Below are 19538 nucleotides of genomic sequence, written 5' to 3'. Positions count from 1 at the left end.
AATACTTTCCGATTAGCAGATTCGAGGCCGCATTGTCGTTCGAGTTGGCACCGAGCTGGGGATCAAACCAAAAATACGGGCGTTGAGCCCGGCGTGAGGCGAGACGTCGGGATCGCGTTGGGTGGCATCAAAGGCGTGCAACACCGTCCTGCAGAGAATCGATCTGGGGCTCGAAGAGGTGCGGCATGATATCGGTCAGCCTCGGCAGCTCGGAAATACGATGCCGCTGCAGGTAGCCGAGTGCCCTTTCGCGCGCCGGACCAGAGGCCCACGGGCGGTTCCAGGACTGGCGAAATGCGTTTCAGCGACGATGCCATGATCCAAAGTCTCGGCGCGAGGCGCTCTGTTCGCTCGCTCGAAACGCGCCACATCGGCAGATAGTCTCGCGAGAACAGGACTTCGGATCCGTCGCTCAGCTTCCAGACCCCGTAGGGCAACCAGATCCGTGAGGGCACGAAATCGGGGAGTGGGAAACGCGGGGTGACCACCTCGAAGTAGGCCCCTCCCCAAATCCAGTGTCGAAAAGCAGATAAGTTGGACGACCCGACAGCGCAGGTAGGCCGGGGTCTTTGAACCATAGGCTCTGTCTCTCACGACGGTCCCGGGCTTGCCGCGGCCAGGGCTCCCGAAGACGCGCTGCCTCCAGATGTAGGTGCGCAGAAACATATGGTCGTCGATGGACCAGGAATCCGTTCCGGAGAGATCATTTTGCATGGCGAGAGAATCTGCATCCAGATCTCCCAACCCATGACCGGCGCCGACAGCGGCGTGCTGATCCGCAGCTGCAACGGCCGGCGTGATTATGAGGGCGGCAGAAATCATTTCGCGCCGCTGTCGCTGCTCGATGAGCCGGCGGCGCTTGCAGCTTACGTTCGAGCGGTAATGAGCGGAGAGCTGTCGCGGATCAGCGCGATGCTTGGACTGCTCTTCGTCAAACGGCAGGCGCGCGGGAGAGGCTGAGGGAGAGAAGAGGCAGAGGGCTTTGTCGGGAGGGCGAGCCCGGAAGCGGAAAGAGAGAGCGTCCCGGGCCGTTACCCCGGAGACAATCGATGAGCCCGATCCTTGCCGTCGCTGAGACACCCCGCGAACAATCCGAACTTTCCTTCATATCGACCGACAAGCCGCATGCGCTCGTGATGGCGGCGCAGACGCTCGTCGCCCATCTCGCCAAGGGGCGTGTCGTCGACGCCCCTGCCCTGCGCTGCGCCATGGAAAGCGCCTTCGGCGCGAGCGACGCGCAGGGGGGCTGGAGCTGGAAAGACGCCTATGAGGCCGTGGAGACGGCGCAGGTGTTGTTTTTGCGCCGCTATGGGCCGGCGATGTTTGCGCGGGCGGCGAATGATCCGGCGCGCGTTGTCGTCATGCTCAAGAAAATCGGTGCGCTGCTGCCGAGCGAAACGCGGCGCTCGGAAGAAAGCCATGCACTGCAGCAATTCTCGACGCCGCTGGAATTCGCCTATGTCGCGAGTCTCGCGCCGGCCATCACTCCGAGCGACGTCGTGCTCGAGCCCTCCGCTGGCACGGGAATGCTGGCGATCTTCGCCGAGCTCTCGGACGCGAAACTCATCCTCAATGAATGGGCGGAGACGCGCGGGCGGCTGCTCGCGCGACTGTTCCCAGCGGCGGTGCTCGCGCATTACGACGGCGCGCAGATCAACGACCGGCTCGACGCAGATCTCGCGCCGAGCGTCGTGCTGATGAACCCTCCTTTCTCGGCTTCGCCCTTGATCGAAGGGCGTCACGCGGCGGCGACCTTCGAACATATCCGTTCCGCGCTTTTTCGTCTTCGCGCTGGCGGCCGGCTCGTCGCCATCACCGGCGAAAGTTTTGCGCCGACGTCGAACGCTTGGCGCGGAAGTTTCGAGCGTTTGCAGGAGCATGGCAGGCTTATCTTCACCGCCTCGCTCCCGCGCGGGTTCTTTGCGCGCCATGGAACGACCGTCGAAAGCCGGCTGACGATTTTCGACCGGACGCCAGCAAAGAATCCGAAAGTCTTCCCCGCGGGCTTCGGGTCCGTTGGATCGCTCGAAGAGCTGCTCGCGCTTGTTCTGCGAGAGGTTCCGCCGCGCGCGGCGCTCAGTGTTTCGTCGGTGCAATCGACGGCGTTCACTGCGTCATCGACAAGCCCCCTCCCCTTCTCGGCAGTCAAACGTCCGGCGTCTTTGCACATCAAGGCGTCAGAGTCGGGCGTGGCGCGCGCAGCGGCGCCAACGTCAGCTCCTGCAGGCAATATTCCGGCGGCAGCGGTCGTCGAAGTCGCTTATGAAACTCGGGACTGGAAGGCGCCCGAGGGCGGCGCGCTCAGCGCCGGGCTCTATGAGCGTTGTTCGGTCCAATCGATTGTGATCAACGGCGCCCGCCCGCATCCGACGACGCTCGTGCAATCCGCCGCCATGGCGTCCGTTGCGCCGCCAAAGCCCTCCTATCGGCCGCATCTGCCGAAAAGCGTCATCGAATCCGAGCTTCTCTCCGACGCGCAGCTCGAGAGCGTCATCTATGCCGGCGAAGCCCACAGCGATCATCTCGCCGGCGCCTTCCTCGTCAATGAGAGCTTCGATACGCTCTCGGCGGCTCCCGACGACGCCGACAAGGCGGTCCGCTTTCGCCGCGGCTATTATCTCGGCGACGGCACCGGCGCCGGTAAAGGTCGTCAGGTCGCTGGCGTCGTTCTCGACAATAGGCTGAAAGGTCGCCGCAAGGCGCTCTGGATCTCGAAATCCGACAAGCTCATCGAGGACGCGCAGCGCGACTGGGCGGCGTTGGGGCAGGAAAAGCTCCAGATCGTTCCGCTGTCGCGCTTCAAGCAGGGAACGCCGATCCGTCTTGCCGAGGGCATTCTCTTTACGACCTACGCCACGCTGCGTTCCGACGAACGTCAGGGCCGCGACGGCGCGCTCAAAGCCTCGCGTTTGACGCAGATTATCGACTGGCTGGGATCGGATTTTGACGGCGTCATCGTCTTTGACGAAGCGCATGCGCTCGCCAACGCTGTCGGCGATAAGGGCGAGCGCGGTGAGAATACCGCCTCGCAGCAAGGCAGGGCCGGCCTGCGACTACAGAACGCTCTGCCCGACGCCCGCGTTCTCTATGTCTCGGCGACGGGCGCGACGACCGTCGCCAATCTCGCCTATGCGACGCGTCTCGGTCTCTGGGGCTCGACCGACATGCCCTTCGCGACGCGTCAGGATTTTGTCGCGGCGATGGAGGCGGGCGGCATTGCGGCGATGGAAGTGCTCGCGCGTGATCTCAAAGCCCTCGGCCTCTATGCGTCGCGCGCGCTCTCCTATGCCGGCGTCGAGGTCGAGATGCTGGAGCACCAGCTCTCGGCGGAGCAGATCCGCATCTATGATTCTTACGCCGGCGCCTTCGAGATCATTCACAACAATCTCACCGCGGCGCTGGAGGCGGCGAACATCACCGGCGAGGGCGGCAAGGCCTATAACCGCAACGCCAAGAGCGCCGCGCGCTCGGCCTTCGAATCCAACAAGCAGCGCTTCTTCAACCATCTGATCACGGCGATGAAGGTTCCGAGCCTCATCGCTTCGATCGAGCGCGATTTGGAGGCAGGCCACGCCGCAGTGATCCAAATCGTCTCGACCAGCGAAGCGCTGATGGAGCGCCGCCTCACCGAAATCCCGTCGTCCGAATGGGGCGATCTTTCCTGCGACATCACCCCACGCGAATATGTTCTCGACTATCTCGCCCATTCCCTCCCGACCCAGCTTTTCGAGGTTTATTCCGACGAGAATCGCGATCTTCACTCGCGCCCAGTCGTCGACGAGCACGGTAATCCCGTCCAATCGCGCGAAGCGATGGAGCGTCGGGACCGGCTGATCGAACATCTCGCGGCGCTGCCCGCCGTGCAGGGGGCGCTCGACCAGATCGTTCAGCGCTTCGGGACCGAGATGGTCGCGGAGGTCACCGGCCGCTCGCGGCGGATCGTCCGCAAGACTGACGCCAGTGGCTCGGATCGGCTTTGCGTCGAGAACCGGCCGGCCTCCGCCAATTTGGGCGAGACACAGGCTTTCATGGATGACGAGAAGCGCATTCTCGTCTTTTCCGACGCGGGCGGCACGGGGCGCTCCTATCACGCCGAGCGCAGCGCGAAGAATCGGCGGTTGCGGGTTCACTATCTGCTCGAACCCGGTTGGAAGGCGGACAGCGCCATCCAGGGTTTAGGGCGCACCAACCGCACCAATCAGGCGCAGCCGCCGCTCTTCCGCCCGGTCGCGACCAATGTGAAGGGGGAAAAGCGCTTTCTCTCGACGATCGCCCGTCGGCTCGACACGCTCGGCGCGATCACAAGGGGACAGCGCCAGACCGGCGGTCAGGGCCTGTTCCGGCCCGAGGATAATCTGGAGTCGCCCTACGGTCGCACGGCGCTGCGTCGGCTCTATCAGCTTGTCTTCGCCGGCAAGGTCGAAGGCTGCTCGCTGACTCGCTTTATGGAAGCGACCGGCCTCGATCTCACCGACCAGGACGGCACACTCAAAGAGGAATTGCCGCCGATCTCAACCTTTCTCAATCGCATTCTCGCTTTGCCGATCGCACTACAGAATCGATTATTCGAAGTATTTGAGGGGCTGATGGAGGCGCAGATCGAGGCGGCGGTTCAGGCAGGCGTGTTTGATGTCGGCGTCGAGACAGTCACGGCCCAAAGCCTCGTCGTGACTCATCGTCAGACAATCTCTTCTCACGCAAAAAGCGGCGCGCAAACGCAGCTGCTCGATCGTGCGCAAGGACAGGACGCGGATCACGACGCTCGAAGATGCATTCGACTATGCGACCGCCTCTCAGAAATCGCGACTGTTGATCAACGACCAATCTGGACGGGCGGCGGTCAAACTGCCGGCGACCGCGTTGATGCAGGACGACGGCTCTGTTCAGCCGCGGGTTCGCCTTCTGCGTCCGACCCATACCGATGTGATCGCCGTCGAGGCCCTGGAGCAGTCGCATTGGCGAGAAGTCGGCGCGAGGGAGTTTCGGGCGGCTTGGGAGGCGGAGGTCGCCGATATCCCCGAATTCACCGAGAGCATGTTCCATATGGTCACCGGCTTGCTACTGCCGGTCTGGAATCGGCTCCCCGATGAAACTGCGCGGGTCTATCGGCTGCAAACCGGTGAGGGCGAGCGTATCATCGGCCGGCTCGTTTCGCCGGCGAACGCCGCGGCGCTGCTCGAATCTACCGGCGCCGACGCCCCTGCCCTCGCGCCATCGACAGCGATCGCCGCCGTCGTGCAGGACGGCGCAAGCCTCATCCTCGCCGACGGCCTCGTTCTGAAGCGATCACTCGTCATGAACCGCCACCGGTTCGAACTTGTTGGCTTCCCTGACACGAGCGTCGATCGGCTGAAGGCGTTGGGTCTCGTCTCAGAAATCATCGCTTGGAAACTGCGGCTCTTCGTGCCGCTCGGCGACACCGCGGCGTCGATCACTGAGAAGCTCCTCGAGCTGCATCCGCTGCTGCGCGTTGCGCTCGCGACTCGCGTCGGCTATTGAGGCGGGAGGCGGCGTTGGAAAGCCCTGCGCGGGAATTGTCGCGCGGCCTTGCCGAAAATGTCGAGGCCGTGTGCAAGCACTATCTCTCCAATGGCCGACGGTCTGGAAATTACTGGATCGTCGGCGATGTAAACAATCATGCTGGCCGCAGCCTGTTCGTTCGCCTCAAAGGCCCGCTCTCTGGTAAAGGCGCGCGCGGGAAATGGGTCGACGCGGCATCGGGCGAATTTGGTGACCTTCTCGATTTGATCCGCGCGCGTGAGGGTTATGACTCGATCGGGCGCGCCCTCGACGAGGCGCGGCGCTTCTTGGGGGCGCCGCGCGCGACGCCGACAGAGCGTCGCAATGAAGATTCGAGGGTATGCGACACGATCGCGCTCGCGCGCAAAATCTGGGCGGCGTCGGCGCCGATCGCAGGCACAAAGGCCGAGGCTTATCTGCGCGCGCGAAAAATCTCAGCCGATCTAAACGACACGCCGCTGCGCTTTCACCCGGCGCTGATCTATCGCGAGAGTCGCAATTCGTCGTCGCGAAAATTGCCGGCGCTTGTCGCCGCCGTCACCAATCACGACGGCGAGATCACAGGGATTCATCGAACGTTTCTCGATCCGGCGTGCAACGCCAAAGCAAATGTCTCTTCACCGCGCAGATCGCTCGGCGCCATTTTAGGAAATGGCGTGCGCTTCGGCGTCACCGACGATTTCGCAATCATTGGCGAAGGAATTGAAACCATTCTTTCGCTCAAGAGCGTGGCGTCGCATTTGCCGATGGTCGCGGCGCTCTCCGCGGCGCATCTCGCAGCGTGGGAGATTCCAGCCGGGTTGCAACGCTTAATCATCGCGGCTGACAATGATCGCGCCGGACGAATCGTTGCGCGTAAACTCGCGGAACGTGCTAAGGCCGCGGGCATTGATGTTGAAACAATTGTCTCGCGAGGCGAGGATTTTAATTGCGATCTGCGAGACGGCTCACCCGAACGCCTTCGGCGTCAGCTGGCTTCCTCAATCCCATAAGCGCTTCATAAGCGGGCCTTGTGCTGAAACGGACCTGTTTCAGGATTGGCACGCCAATGGGCCGATCACGAGCTACCGACGGAGAGCTTCATCTGCCCGAGCAACATCCGGCGAAGCGGCCATGCTCTTTCGCCCTTGGATTGGCGGACAGGGCATGTCGCCGTAGGAGCAGAAGACACAGCAGTCACCCGCCTTGGGTTTGAGCAACGCCCCGCAGCGTTTGCACTCATAGAAGAACTGACAGGCATCCGTTGGCATGCTTTCAGTCGATTTATGGCCGCAAGAGGGGCAGGTTATCGTCGAGAGAAGTTGCACTTACCGCCCCTTCAAGAGTTTCAGTAGCATCGGGTCGATGTCGTCCCAGCTCGCCGCCAGCGCCACAATGAACGAGGCGCACAGGAGCAGCCCGAGCGTTGCGCGCGATCGCTGCGGTGACGCGCAGGCCGAACCGGAGACGCAAGGAGCCGGACGTTTCCACCACCATGCGCCCCATCCCCCGGCAACTCCCAAGGCGCTGACCACCAGAAACGGGACATGCCATTCGGCGACCATTCTAAGGCCGCCGAGAACGCTGGCGCCCGCGCCGAGCGCGGCGAGACCGAGCGGAAGAACACAGCATGATGAGGCGACGACCGCGCCGAGACCCGCGACAAGTCCCAATGCTGCAAACCACGTTGGGGCTGCAAGCGTGGCAGGAGGAGCGACGGCGGGCGTCGTCTCCTGCGCGGCGTCGTTGATGGTCATGGCTCGCCCTTCCTTGATGGTCGGGCTATCCTGCGCCCTGTAGCGACTACGGGTGCAAGAGAAAAAATCCATGCAGCCTTTGACGATTGGCAGGCTCGCGGCGGCGGCGGGCGTCAATTTCGAGGCCGTGCGTTATTACGAGCGCATCGGCCTGATGCCGCCGCCTGCGCGGGCGGCGAGCGGACATCGTGCTTATGAGGAGGCGCACGTCCGAAGGCTCACCTTCATCCGCCGCGCCCGCGAGCTTGGATTCAGCATCGAGGACATTCGCGCTCTGCTCACTCTCGCGGAGCCGTCGCACGCGTCCTGCGTCCAGGCGCAAGAGATAGCGCAGGCGCATCTTGATGATGTGCGAGCGAAACTCGCCGACCTCGCCAAGCTTGAGCGCATTCTCGCCGGAACCGTCGCCCGCTGTTCCGGAGGTCCTGTCCCGTCATGCCCTGTGCTCGATATGTTGGATGCGGGAGCGAAGCGAAATTAGGTGCGCTCTATCCATGCCGCCATACTTTGACGGCGGAAATGATGAGGATGGCGGCCAGCAGCGGGAGCAAAATTGCGCTCGGCGCCATGCCGAGCAACCGTCCGCCGATGAAGGTCCCGACGATAGAGCCGAGCGCCATGGCGAGGACGAAGGAGCGGTTTTGTCCCAACACCGCGAAACTGCGGTCGGAATAAGCAACTCGCCTCCCGCAACGCCGAGCAGCGAGGCGACAACCCCGATGACGCAGCCCGCCGCCACGCCCGCGACGAGTTGGAGATTGCCGCTTGCGAGTGCCCGCCCGCGTGCGGATCGTGGCCGAACAACAGCAGCGGCGATGCTCACAAGCATGAGGGCGATTAGGCGGTAGAGAGTCGCCGATTCCAGGCGGGTTGCCCACCCTGCCCCAAACCATGCCCCTAGAAGGCTTCCCGCCAGAAGGTTGAGGACAACCGACCAATGCGCGGCGACCTCGCCAAACGGCACGGCGGCGGCCCGAAAAGGCAACGCCGAAGCGACTTCCACAAGGCTCGTCGCCTTGTTGACGATCACGGCTTCAAGCGCGAGGAATCGAAAGCGCCAATAAGCAGCGGGAGGCGAAATTCGGCGCCTCCCAGCCCTATCAAGCCGCCAAGCGTTCCGATAATTGCGCCGCCGCCGAACGCCGCCGCTTTATTGTCTCTCACGTCCGCCCCCTTTTTTCGCAGCGTCGCACAGAACGTGCCGCTACGGCGACCGCGAGCAACGGGATGCAGAAAGATTTGCGTGACGCGAGGCCGCGGCCAATCATCGCGCGCCGACGAGTTCGAGTCGGTAAGAGCCTTTGACCATTTCTTCGTGTCGCGGATCGCGATCACGAGTCCAGCGCGCCGTTCGACGCCGAACGTTTCGAGTTCGCGGCGAGTGCTTTGAAAAATTCGATGTGCTCGCGAAGGTTGCTCCGCGGTGGGAGCTGGCTTCTTCGACCAGGCAAATGCTTCGCAGAGAGAGCCCGCGCGCCGGCCCGGAGAGCAGCGATGCAGCCACAAGCGGCTCGCTTACCGCAACGCTTCCCGCCGACTTCTTTCCCCTGCCCGACGCTCAAGCGCCGGACATTCCTCGCGCTTCAAAGAAGCTGTCGAGAAGCGTCCTACGCTGCGCTTTGGCCCTTCAGGTGCGGCGCGACCCGCCCGTGGCTCGTGATCGCTGTTCAGGCCGCGATCGGCGCGGCCATACGCGAAGGAGCAACAGCCATGGATATCGATATCGCGCCCATCCCCTGCGACGGTCAAAACGAATCGCCATCGTCACATCTTCTCGACGAACTCGCGCTTCATGGTTATCGGCCCTTTGACGATGAACCGGACCCACGTCCCCTGCCCTCCTCCGACCTTGGGGAAATGGCGCTCGAAGCCGCCGTCGAGTCGCTTTCAAGCCTCTTTCTCAATACGCGGCTCGAAACCGACCTGCCCGATCTGCTTTGGTCTTTCGTCAACGTATTTCATCGCAAAGCGGAGCGCATCGATCGCGATCTCGACGACAACGAAATTGCGCAGCGTCGCGCGCAGGCCGAACAGGACGGCTCGGAAATCCGCTCTGTCAAACTGGAGCGACTGATCGCGCAAGGGCTGACACTCACCGAGCGGCGCAACGCCTTTGAATTCTTCCGCGACCATCTCGCCGAACTCTATGCGGCCGAGACGGGCTCGGTCTGGCGTCCCCACTCGGGTTCAAAGGTCAATCATCGCGCGCTGACGGCTGCAATGATCGATAGCCGCGATTTTCTGAACGCCAAGAAGCTCGCTGAGACGCAAGTGTTGTTGCCGCGCGGACCGCGGATCGCTTTCGCCGGCGGAGTCGAATGCAACGATCACAGGCGGATTTGGGACGCGCTCGACAAGGTCTGCGCGAAGCATCCGGACATGGTCCTTCTCCATGGAGGCGGCTCGAAAGGCGCTGAACGAGTCGCTTCGTGCTGGGCGGACAATCGCAAGATTTGTCAGGTCGCCTTTAAGCCGGACTGGAGCCGTCACAAGAACGCCGCGCCCTTCAAGCGCAATGATGTGATGCTCGAAACATTACCAATCGGCGTGATCGTGTTCCCCGGTTCAGGCATCGTCGAGAATCTTGCCGACAAGGCCCGCAAGATGGGAATTCCGGTGTGGCGATTCGAAAAAGGCGGTGCGTAAGCGCTGCGCCACCCGGTTGGCCGCGGCCAACTTATGAAATCACACGGCTGATCCGACACGGCTTTAACTTCTCATTTACTCAAAAATCATTGCTCAAGCTGCCGAATCGTGTTCCTGATACGGAAGAAGAGAGATTTGCGGCTTGAAATCGTATCGCGGAATAAAATCGTGGACACGCAGACAATCGAGACGGCGGCAACATCGGACGCGCGAATTTCCGCGCACGCTCGTCTTTTGTCCGAACAGCTTCAGGCGCTCGGCTCCCGACTATTCCCTCCCGACAGCCAAAAACTGCTGCGCTCCTTTTCGTCTGGAGAAGCCGCGAAGCTCTTGCGCGTGTCGGACGGCTATCTCCGGCAACTTTCTCTCGATGGGATTGGACCCACGCCAGAAATAAGTCCGTCCGGGCGACGGTCCTACACGCTTGCTCAAATTAATGAACTGCGCAGGCACATCGCCACGGTGAAACCTCGTGAAGCGCTATCCGTCCTGCCCCACCGTCGCGCTGGCGAGAAAATGCAGACCGTCGCCTGCGTAAATTTCAAGGGCGGTTCCGCCAAAACGACCACATGTCTCTATCTCGCCCAATTTCTAGCGATGTCCGGATTTCGGGTGCTTGCGGTTGATCTGGATCCTCAGGCGTCCCTGTCGGCCATGCTTGGCCTGCAGCCGGAGTTCGATCTCAAGGAAGGCGACACAATATACGGCGCTATCCGATATGACGGCGTCCAACGTCCGGTGCGAGACTGCATTCGCAGAACCTATTTTGACGGACTTGATCTGATTCCTGGCAATCTCGAACTCATGGAGTTTGAGCATGAAACGCCGCGAGCCTTGGCGCTTGGTTCGCGGCTGCCCGGCGGGATGTTCTTCGAGCGGGTGGGTAATGCGCTCGCTGAGATTGAGGCGGATTATGACATTGTCGTGGTCGATTGCCCGCCTCAGCTCGGCTATCTGACGCTCGGAGCGCTTTGCGCCGCAACAGCGCTTCTGATTACGATTCATCCGCAGATGGTCGACGTTGCGTCCATGTCGCAGTTCCTGTTGATGGCGTCCGACTTGATGGCGGTTGTGCGAAAGGCGGGCGGAGATCTGCGCCACGACTTCATTCGCTATGTGATCACACGGCACGAGCCGCATGATGGGCCGCAGTCGCAGGTAGTCGCTCTTCTCCGCAGTCTTTTTGGCGAGGAGGTTCTCGCGGCTTCTGCCTGGAAGTCGACAGCCATTGCGGACGCGGGTCTCACGAAACAGTCGCTATACGAGCTCGAACGCGGGGCGATAGGCCGCGCGACCTACGACCGCGCGATCGAGTCTCTGGAAGCGGTAAACAGCGAAATTCTCGGGCTCATCCTTCGAACATGGGGACGAATTCCATGACCCGACGGAACATTTTGACCTCCCTCCTCGAGAGCAAGTTGGCCGTGGCCAACTCGTCCGAACGCCCTAGCGCAGAAAGTAAAGACAGGGTTCTCGCAGGGCCGGTGAGGACGATGAGCTTGACGCTCGATCGCATGGCCGAGGAGTCGCGGACGCTTCAAGAGGCGCTTGCAACGGGCGCTGCGGTTGTCGAACTCGACCCCGAATGCGTGGACGTTTCCTTCATAAGAGACAGGCTTTCCGGCCCTGATGATCCAGAATTTCAGGTGCTCAAGGAGTCGCTTCGTTCTCACGGACAAGAAGTGCCGATCCTCGTAAGGCCGCATCCGACCCGCAGCGGTTCCTTTCAAGCCGCGTATGGGCATCGGCGCTTAAAGGCGGCGCAAGACATCGGAATCAAGATCAAAGCCGTCGTCCGCAACCTCGACGATCGGCAACTGATCCTTGCCCAGGGTATCGAAAATTCAGCGCGCCGCGATCTCTCCTTCATCGAGCGCGCGCTGTTTGCAAAAGCCCTCGAAGATAGCGGGCATGACCGCAGCGTCATCATGGCCGCCCTTTCGACTGACAAAACCGAACTCTCGAAGTTGATCACAGTTGCGCGAGCGCTGCCTGAAACATTGGTTCGTGCGATCGGTCCGGCGCCAAAGGCCGGACGGCGGCGCTGGCTGCAGTTTGCCGAACTGGTGCGCACACGGAAGGCGCTTGTTCGTGTCGAAGCGGTCCTTTCCGACACGAATTTGCCGGCCGACTCGGATGCCCGGTTTCTAAAGGCGTTTGCGGCGGCCATCGAAAAAGCCTCCAAGACCGCTCGCGGCGAGGTTTGGAAGCGGCCGGACGGCGCACCGTTGGCTCGAATAAGCCGCGACCCCAAGGCAACCATATTGCGCTTCGACGAGAAAGCTGAGCCCGACTTCGGCGCCTATGTCGTCGAGCGCCTCGGCGATCTCTATGAGGAATTCCGCACACGTCGTGCGTAGGCGGATTGTTGCGTAAGAATAACTGGAACGAGAAGGAACGTCGCAAAAGAAAAAGGCCCCCGAAACGTTTCCGCCCGGAAGCCCTTCTCAATGTGTAGCAACTGAGAGAATCACACTTCCGCGAATCACTGTCAAGAGTCGGCGCCGTTTCGGCGAGCAAATTTCTTTTGCCTGAACGAGGCAAAGGATCATGCGCACACATTCAACGACGCCCTTTGGGCGGCGGCCGTTGTCGCTCGCCATGGTGGCGACGCAGGCGGCGACGCGGGATTTCGCGGCAAAACTCCACGCCTCCGAAACCGTCGTCCATAAATGGCGACTGTTTCGAGCGCTCACGGAAGCCAAGGGACCGCTCGGCGTCACCGATCGGGCGCTGTCGGTCCTGCACGCCTTGCTGAGCTTTCACCAGGAAACAGCGCTGACGCTGCCAGAGGGCGCCGGCGGGGAAGAGGAAGGGGATTCGCCTGCGCCCGGGATCGTGGTGTTTCCGTCGAACCGGGAGCTCTCGATCCGCGCGCATGGCATGGCGCCGGCGACGCTGCGCCGGCATCTTGCCTCGCTCGTCGAGGCGGGGTTGATCATCCGGCGGGACTCCCCAAACGGCAAACGTTTCGCACGGCGCGGGCAGGGGGGTGAGATCGCGGAAGCCTTCGGCTTCGATCTTGCGCCGCTGATCGCGCGCGCGGCCGAGATCGAAAACCTCGCCGAAGAAGTGCGCATTGAAAACCACGCCATCGCTCTGCTGCGCGAGAAGATCACGTTGGTTCGGCGCGACATAGTCAAGATGATCGAGACCGGCATCGAGGAGGGCGTTCGCTTCGCGCTGGTCTCGATCGACGGGCAGGAGATTGGCGACTGGGAAGGCCTTTACGGGCGCTACCAGGCCCTTTCGGCGCGCTATTCGCGAAGCCTCGGACGGGCGGAGCTGGAGGCTTTGGCGGGGGAATTGGCGGCCCTGGCGGGCGAAATCCAGAAGTTGCTCGAAACGCACGTGAATCAGCAAAAAAGAAGCGCCAATGAGTCTCAAACTGAGCGCCATATACAGAATCAAATCACAAACATTCCTGATCTTGAACCTAGCCTTCGAAAAGGCAGGGCCGAACCGCCCGGGTCAATGCCGGAAGAGCCGGAAGCGGACAGTGCAGGGGCCTCAACAACCGAGAGTCGCGGTTCGGAAATTGGGGAACGGCAAGCGTCGTCGACGCGAACCTATCCGCTCGGCATGGTGCTGCAAGCCTGCCCCGACATTGTCGATTACGGCAAGAGCGGGGAGATTTCCTGCTGGCGTGATCTGGTCGACGCGGCGGCGATCGTGCGCTCGGCGCTCGGCGTCTCGCCAGACGCCTGGAAACAGGCGCTCGACGTTCTGGGCGAGCATGACGCCTCGATCGTCATCGCCGCGATCCTGCAGCGGGGGGAGGAAATCAAATCCGCCGGCGGCTATTTGCGCGTTTTGACCGGGAAGGCGAGGGAAGGGGAGTTTTCGCTGGGGCCGGTGCTGATGGCGCTGCTGCGCGGCAAGGCGGCAAAGGCGGCGCGGGAACGTCGGCAAGCGGGGTGATTCGACTTTTGGCGTGGGGTTTCGCTGCCATGGATTTGGCGATTATCGTTGCCGATCGAGGGAGCGCGGACGCGATGACCGACACGACGACCCAACTCGCCATCCTTTGCGATGCGCTGATTAAAATCATCGAGCTTGGCCCACTGGCTGCGGAGGGGAAGGCGTCGCCCGCCGACCTGTTGACCCGGTCGGGCGACATCGCCGCGCAGGCGCTCACCGCCGCCGCCACCTATGGTCAGTTGCCGCCATTCGCGGAGGCTTCGGCTCCTCAATCGGCCAACGAAAGGCAATGAAACGCGCAGGCCTTGCGCGCCAAATCGAGATCGTTGATCGGCGACGGCGATCATCAGATTCCCCGCCGGCGCGCCGCAATCTGGGCTCAGCCGGGGAGGGGATGCGCTTTTGCGAAGAGCGCGGCCGCCGCTAAAGCTTCACGCGGCACATCAGGTTCTCTGCGGCGATCTCGTCGAGACTTTCGACGTTCAATAACCGCGCTTCGACGACATGGACAGTGATGCGTGTGCCCTTGATAACGGGTGCGCCGCCCTTGATTCCCAGAACGCTTTCTATCCACGCATCGACTTTGTCGGGGCGAACCAAGCCTGTAATTTCCTGGAAAGTTGGGTCATGCGGCTTTGTCGGACCGGCTCGAGCGCCGGCGGGTGACGGTCTTTGCAAGACCCGCCTCCTTGATCACCAGGGCCGGATCACGTGCGAGAATGCGCACCAACATGCCGGCGGCGCCGGACGGCGAACGTTCGCCGCGTTCCCATTTGCGTACGGTCCCCAGAGAGGCGCCGGTGACCTTTGCGAATTCTTCCTGCGTCAGACCCGCCTTAAGGCGGGTTTCCGCGATGAACGAGCGATCGACCTTGACGCGATGCGCGCGCGCGCCGGGGCTTTTACGTCCCTTTGCGTAGGCCAGAGCATCTTCGAGGCCCGCGATCAGCTTACCGAAATCCTTGCCGTCCATACCGCTACCTCCCGAACTGAGCGCGAATTGCCGTGGTGAGCGCTGTCGCCGCCTTGCGTTGCCTGGTGTCGAGATCGCCTTGCACATTCTTGGCGTAGACCGCGATGAGAAACACCGGCATGTCTGCGTCGTGAAAGAAGGTGATGAGCCGCGCTCCGCCTCTCTTTCCTCGGCCTTTCAGCGGAATGCGAACTTTTCGCAGGCCGCCTGTGCCGGGGATCACGTCTCCTGCTTGAGGATCGGCAGCGATCGTGTTGACCACTTCGATCCTTCCAGCTTCGTCCATCAGCTGGACCGCGTCGGCCAGATAGGGCACCGTCTCGACAACGGTGATAAGTGACGCGCTTTTCATCGGCGCAATATACCCCAAAGGGGTATTAATACCAGAGGTCGCCGCAGCGGTCTATATCAGGCGCGCGCAGTGAAGGCCGATGGGAACGCCGTCGGTTACAACCCGGCCGCCTTGGTCAGGTTAACCCTAAATCGGTCACGTTTCCTTTGGTAGCGCCGGGTCATTTCGGCGCTGGCGTGACCGAGATGTTTTTGCACATGCGCCTCTTCGATCTGCGCCGAGGAGGCGAGGCCGGCGCGCAAGGAATGGCCGCCGAAGGCGAGCCGTCGTTCGCCTTCGGTCAAATCGCCGCGAATGCCGGCGGCGAGGGCGGTTTTCTGGACCAAACGGGCGACATGTTTGTCGGTCAATCGCTCAGAGGAAACGCCGCCGTTCTTGCGCGCAATCGGCCGAAACAGCGGCCCGTGACTGATCCGGCCGAGACGCATCCAGGTCTCGAGCAGCGCGACGGGACAGGTTTCCGGGCGGGAGCCGCGGCCGATTTCGACCTCGCGCCAGCCGGTCTTCCCCGAAATCTGCAGCACCGCGCCGCCTTCATTGCCAGGCCCGGCAGGCGGAAAAATCTCAACCCAGCCGGCGCCATCTTCGGTCTGATCCGGGCCGCAATCGAGGCCGACGATCTCGGAGCGACGCAGGCCGCCGGAAAAACCGATCGCCAAAATGGCGCGGTCGCGTATCCCGCGCAGATCCATCTCGAGGACGCTGAGCATCGCCAGCAGTTCATCGGCGAAGATCGCTTCTTTTTGGAGAGGGGGTCGGCTATGGGCGCGGCGAATGCCGGCGAGCACGGTGGCGATATGCCGGTCGCTTGTGTCGAGCGGCGCGCCGCACTGGCGGTAATGCCAACAAATGCCGGCGAGCCGACGTTCTAAAGTAGCGACTGAAACCGGCTCCCGGCCCAGAACTCCCTCCATGCAGGCGGTGAGATAGAGGCCGACGGTTTGCGGCTCCGGGGGCAGGGGATCGAGCCCCTGGCGGCGCAGCCAGGCGGCGAATTGCCGCCAATCGGCGTCATAGGCGCGCCTCGTATTGTCGGAGCGGGCGTTGCGGGCGTAATCGCGGGCCTTTTCGGAAAGCGCGGCGAGATGGGGCGCCGAAGGCCGCTCAGCGAGTGGTGCGCCGCCGCTTTCGAGATCGTCGTCGATCTTGGTCATCGCATCCTTATTTTGGCGCTTGTCGGGGGCCCGCCCGTCATTTCGAGGTCAAAAATCCGACGCCTCGCAACGCTCGTCTAGCCCGATTTCGGACTCGCGCGCCCGGAACTCCGGGCCTTTCGAATCATGTCCGATAAGTCCACATTATCGGACATGGAGAAGAGACGACAAGCGCGGCGGATGTGGCGCAAAAATTGGTGACAAAGCGCCGCAATCGGTTACGATTTGAGATGCTGGAAATCGATTCGGTCGCCGTTTTTGACGCGCAGTCGTCGTCGACTGGGGCGCGCAAACGGCGCGCATCAAGAGGCTGCGCACGCTTGACAGATGCGAGAATTCCCAAAGAAATCCAGCCGTTTCCGTCTTGGGCGCGGCTCCGAACGCCGCCCGTTGGCGGCCCCAACGCCGCGGCCGACGCCGCTTTTGTCGCCGGCGCCAGTCTCGCGCGGCTCGACCAGATTATGCGTTCCGGCGCCGATGTTTCGCGCGCCGGCGAGAACTTCGGGGAAGGGGGCGCGGAACCCGTTTTTGCGGGCGCCCTGCGTCAGCGCCTCGCTTTGCGCGCCGCGGCCGCCTGCGCACGGATCGCGCGGTTGCGGGAAGACGAGCCGGCGTTACGCGACGCCGAGCATCTCGCCGGCTTTGACGCGGCGCCGACGCCGGGCGCGCGTCTGCATCGCGTGTGGCGTCTGTTCGCAACACGCTCAGCTCGGTTCGACGCGCGCTTTATTCGCGCCGGCGCCGAGTGTCTCGACCTGCCGCCAGACATCGATTGCATGGCTCTTGCCGCTCTCGTTCAGACGCTTTCAAAGGTTGAGAATCCGCTCAACGCAGCGGCGCGTGTGAGCGCTGACACGCTGCATATCCTCGACGACGATGCGTCCCCAATAGACGCCGAAATTCTCGCCTTGTGGCTCGCCGATCTAGTGTTAGCGCGACGTCTCGGCTGGGCGGCGCCGCTGCCGCTGTTGGCGACGGTGATCACGCATCGTTGCTCGCGTACTGCGCTCAATCGACGACCCCATCCGAGTGATCCAGATTGGACGTCGAGCATCGCGCGCGCTATGGCGCGCGCTTCGCAAGAGACTTATGCGTTGGCGGGTGAGTTATCGCGTCGTTCCGAAACACTGTTGCACGTCGCGCCAAGATTGCGCGCCAAAAGAGCGGCGCATGTCGTCGATCTGCTGCTTGCCGACGACTGCGTTTCAGCGCCGCGCGCGGCGAAGGCGGCGGGTCTTTCCGATCGCGCCGCGCGGCGTTTGTTCGATCGACTGGTCGCGCTTGGCGCCGTTCGGGAACTTACCGGCCGGGCAAATTTTCGACTCTACGGATTGTAAAGAGAGGGACGTCGACATGCGGTCGATGAAGGCGGTTCGACGAGAAGCAACGTCGGCGCAAGAAGCGCGCGCGCCGACAAGTCGTCGTGCGGCGCCGCGGGACCCCGAGCCATTATTCGACGCCGATCTCTTCGATTTGCCGCAGGCGATGCGCTGGCGCGAATGGATGGGTCGCGTCGAGGCGGCGATCTTCGCCTCGCCCGCGCCGGTGACGCGCGAGGCGCTGGCCAAACTGGTCGGGCGCGACTGCAATTTTGATGATCTGATTTCTGACATCCGCGACGACTTGCGCGCCAGGCCCTATGACCTCGTTCATGTCGCCGGCGGCTATCAATTGCGCACCAAGGCGCGTTACGCCCACGCCATTCGCCTGCTTGGTAGCGGCGCGCGAGACGTCGGCCCCCCGCAACTGACGCCAACCGAACTCCTCACCGTGACGGCGATCGCCTATCTGCAGCCGGCGACGCGCGCGGAACTCTCGCAGTTCGCGGGGCGAGAAATCAGCCGCGACGTCATCGGTCGGCTGAGAGAGCTTGACCTCATTGCCGCTGGACCGCGCGCGCCAATGCCCGGCGCGCCTTACGCCTACGTAACGACGAAGCGATTCCTGGAGGTGTTCGGCTTCGCGAGCCTGCGCGATCTGCCCGATATCGAAAAGCTCGAAGACGCCGGACTGCTGCAGCGCCCCGCGGTTGAAATTGAGCTCGACGGCGTGTTCGGAATCGGAGACGAGGATGCGGTTGAAGGCGCGGACGAACTCGAAGACGATTAGGGGTAAGGTGTGCCTGGGAAGCCTGCGAAGAGGTTGCTGGTTGAAACTGAAATCGACGGGCAGTGACCCCAGTTTTGTAGCGCCGGTCTCCAATGTGCTAAACAAGACAAGATCGCCTATGCGCCTGTAATCGAGAGAGAGTTGAATGTCTTTGTCTCCTCATGAAATTGCTGAACTTCGCAAGATCGTATCGATTGCCGAAAAAATCCTCGCGAAAGCGACGGTGCCAAAGAAGCGCGCCAAAATCGCTGCCTCAACAACAAGACCACGCAAGAACGCTCGCAGAAAAGGCAGGGAGCTGGTCGCTTTCCGAAAGACTGTGTTGGCCGAGAGAAAGCGTGGCATTCCCGTTGCGGAAATCGCGCGCAAACACGGCATCACACCCAATTACATCTATCAGATCACGTAAGCTTCTTATCATTTGGTGTTTCACTGCAAGGATGCGGTCGTGCATCAGCCCGATTATTCCCGCGTTGCGCGCGGGGGGCACCGAGATGATGGAAGGGGGACCGATGAATTAACTGGGTTTCATGCGGCTTTCAGCAATGGCGGGGTGGGCTCGAACATCCAGGCTTAAGTGATGCCGATGCGTCGGCTCTGGGGGCTGTCAAGCCAAACGTTTGTTCAAGTCGCCGTTGAGGACGGCCGCGCGAACCACTCATAAAACCGCTGTGATCAAAAACTGGCTGGTGAGACGGCCCCACTACCTGTGCACTTACGCCAACATCGGCGTCGTGGATCAATCAGGTCGAACGCTGGTTCGCCGAACTCACTCGCAAGCAAATCCGTCGCGGCGTCCACACGTCAACGAACCAGCTCGAAGCGGATATCCGCGCCTTCATCGAGCGGCACAATGAAAATCCCAAGCCATATCGATGGACCAAATCCGCAGACGAAATCCTCGCGTCCGTCAAACGCTTCTGCCAGAAAACAGAGCAGACATTATGCGGCGAACTTTAGATTCACGTGACTAGTATGCCTGCCGACTCTCGATGCAGCCGATGGCGAGAAGCGGCCGTCAGCGTTGGTGCAATCTACGCCCGACGTGTGGCGGCGGCGGCTTACGCTGCGCACATTAAGGGTGTCGCCTTCGGGCAATGCGTGACCCACGGCGCGCTTACACCTCG

Annotated in this window: 17 protein-coding genes and 3 pseudogenes; 13 read left to right on the top strand and 7 right to left on the bottom strand. The window is 62.1% G+C overall.

Going from position 1 to position 19538, the window contains the following annotated elements; genetic code table 11:
* The first annotated feature begins 708 nt into the window (after positions 1-708).
* The 3 genes and pseudogenes from A3OO_RS22225 (at position 709) to A3OO_RS0119200 (ending at position 6512) form a co-directional block, all read left to right on the top strand.
* The gene (locus tag A3OO_RS22225) at positions 709-960 is read left to right on the top strand and encodes a hypothetical protein (RefSeq protein ID WP_198008868.1); all 252 of its coding nucleotides are present in this window, start codon (positions 709-711) and stop codon (positions 958-960) included.
* A gap of 176 nt (positions 961-1136) precedes the next feature.
* Positions 1137-5499, top strand: a pseudogene (locus A3OO_RS22220) (strawberry notch-like NTP hydrolase domain-containing protein).
* A 14-nt stretch (positions 5500-5513) separates the two neighbouring features.
* Positions 5514-6512, top strand: a complete 999-nt coding sequence (locus A3OO_RS0119200) for a DUF7146 domain-containing protein (protein WP_040574125.1) — start codon at positions 5514-5516, stop codon at positions 6510-6512.
* A 72-nt stretch (positions 6513-6584) separates the two neighbouring features.
* On the opposite strand, the gene A3OO_RS24630 is transcribed toward A3OO_RS0119200, so the two are convergent.
* Together A3OO_RS24630 and A3OO_RS0119195 are read right to left on the bottom strand one after the other, a co-directional pair.
* Entirely contained in the window at positions 6585-6770 is a 186-nt protein-coding gene (locus A3OO_RS24630) for a GDCCVxC domain-containing (seleno)protein (RefSeq protein WP_280642666.1), read from the bottom strand.
* Between the two features lie 57 nt (positions 6771-6827).
* Positions 6828-7256: a mercury transporter MerT gene (locus A3OO_RS0119195; RefSeq protein ID WP_018409474.1), complete on the bottom strand. Its 429-nt coding sequence runs from the start codon at positions 7254-7256 to the stop codon at positions 6828-6830.
* Between the two features lie 70 nt (positions 7257-7326).
* Here A3OO_RS0119195 and A3OO_RS0119185 point away from each other — a divergent pair, with 70 nt between their 5' ends.
* Positions 7327-7737, top strand: a complete 411-nt coding sequence (locus tag A3OO_RS0119185) for a MerR family transcriptional regulator (RefSeq protein WP_018409473.1) — start codon at positions 7327-7329, stop codon at positions 7735-7737.
* Positions 7738-7744: 7 nt separating this feature from the next.
* On the opposite strand, the pseudogene A3OO_RS22215 reads toward A3OO_RS0119185, so the two are convergent.
* A pseudogene (locus A3OO_RS22215) lies at positions 7745-8360 on the bottom strand (TSUP family transporter).
* Between the two features lie 606 nt (positions 8361-8966).
* Between A3OO_RS22215 and A3OO_RS0119170 the strand changes: the two are divergent.
* The 5 genes from A3OO_RS0119170 to A3OO_RS0119150 all read left to right on the top strand — a co-directional run bounded on the left by A3OO_RS0119170 (position 8967) and on the right by A3OO_RS0119150 (position 14116).
* On the top strand, positions 8967-9902 hold the full coding sequence (locus A3OO_RS0119170; protein WP_051080426.1) for a DUF2493 domain-containing protein: 936 nt from the start codon (positions 8967-8969) through the stop codon (positions 9900-9902).
* A 165-nt stretch (positions 9903-10067) separates the two neighbouring features.
* A complete protein-coding gene (gene repA, locus A3OO_RS0119165; RefSeq protein ID WP_156824995.1) occupies positions 10068-11282 on the top strand; it encodes a plasmid partitioning protein RepA in 1215 nt (404 codons plus the stop codon).
* Complete coding sequence (repB, locus tag A3OO_RS0119160) at positions 11264-12262, top strand: plasmid partitioning protein RepB (RefSeq protein WP_156824956.1); 999 nt, start codon at positions 11264-11266, stop codon at positions 12260-12262. The genes repA and repB overlap by 19 nt, the downstream gene beginning before the upstream one ends.
* A 190-nt stretch (positions 12263-12452) precedes the next feature.
* Positions 12453-13823, top strand: coding sequence for a plasmid replication protein RepC (gene repC, locus A3OO_RS0119155; RefSeq protein ID WP_018409469.1), 1371 nt, complete (start codon positions 12453-12455; stop codon positions 13821-13823).
* Between the two features lie 74 nt (positions 13824-13897).
* Positions 13898-14116, top strand: coding sequence for a hypothetical protein (locus A3OO_RS0119150; RefSeq protein ID WP_156824955.1), 219 nt, complete (start codon positions 13898-13900; stop codon positions 14114-14116).
* A 130-nt stretch (positions 14117-14246) separates the two neighbouring features.
* Here the strand turns inward: A3OO_RS0119150 and A3OO_RS23210 are convergent, their stop codons facing one another.
* The 4 genes from A3OO_RS23210 to A3OO_RS0119125 form a co-directional block, all read right to left on the bottom strand.
* On the bottom strand, positions 14247-14423 hold the full coding sequence (locus tag A3OO_RS23210) for a DUF433 domain-containing protein (protein ID WP_018409466.1): 177 nt from the start codon (positions 14421-14423) through the stop codon (positions 14247-14249).
* A gap of 25 nt (positions 14424-14448) precedes the next feature.
* Positions 14449-14796, bottom strand: a complete 348-nt coding sequence (locus A3OO_RS0119135; protein WP_018409465.1) for a helix-turn-helix domain-containing protein — start codon at positions 14794-14796, stop codon at positions 14449-14451.
* A 4-nt stretch (positions 14797-14800) separates the two neighbouring features.
* Positions 14801-15148, bottom strand: a complete 348-nt coding sequence (locus A3OO_RS0119130; protein ID WP_018409464.1) for a type II toxin-antitoxin system RelE/ParE family toxin — start codon at positions 15146-15148, stop codon at positions 14801-14803.
* A 95-nt stretch (positions 15149-15243) separates the two neighbouring features.
* The gene (locus tag A3OO_RS0119125; protein WP_018409463.1) at positions 15244-16302 is read right to left on the bottom strand and encodes a tyrosine-type recombinase/integrase; all 1059 of its coding nucleotides are present in this window, start codon (positions 16300-16302) and stop codon (positions 15244-15246) included.
* Between the two features lie 320 nt (positions 16303-16622).
* Here A3OO_RS0119125 and A3OO_RS0119120 point away from each other — a divergent pair, with 320 nt between their 5' ends.
* The 4 genes and pseudogenes from A3OO_RS0119120 to A3OO_RS23205 all read left to right on the top strand — a co-directional run.
* Positions 16623-17639 carry a DUF1403 family protein gene (locus tag A3OO_RS0119120; protein WP_026223153.1) on the top strand — a complete coding sequence of 339 codons (1017 nt, stop codon included), beginning with the start codon at positions 16623-16625 and terminating at the stop codon, positions 17637-17639.
* 16 nt (positions 17640-17655) lie between these two features.
* Positions 17656-18411 (top strand): SMC-Scp complex subunit ScpB, encoded by a 756-nt coding sequence (gene scpB / locus A3OO_RS0119115; protein WP_018409461.1) that lies wholly within the window; start codon positions 17656-17658, stop codon positions 18409-18411.
* A gap of 145 nt (positions 18412-18556) precedes the next feature.
* The gene (locus A3OO_RS0119110; RefSeq protein ID WP_018409460.1) at positions 18557-18820 is read left to right on the top strand and encodes a hypothetical protein; all 264 of its coding nucleotides are present in this window, start codon (positions 18557-18559) and stop codon (positions 18818-18820) included.
* Positions 18821-19067: 247 nt separating this feature from the next.
* Positions 19068-19371, top strand: a pseudogene (locus A3OO_RS23205) (IS630 family transposase); the annotation flags it as partial.
* Positions 19372-19538: the final 167 nt, after the last annotated feature.

It is taken from the genome of Methylocystis rosea SV97 (genome assembly GCF_000372845.1).
Taxonomy (GTDB): Bacteria; Pseudomonadota; Alphaproteobacteria; order Rhizobiales; family Beijerinckiaceae; genus Methylocystis; species Methylocystis rosea.
Note: the sequence above shows the minus strand (reverse complement) of the source record. Positions and strands in the feature narration are given on the sequence as shown.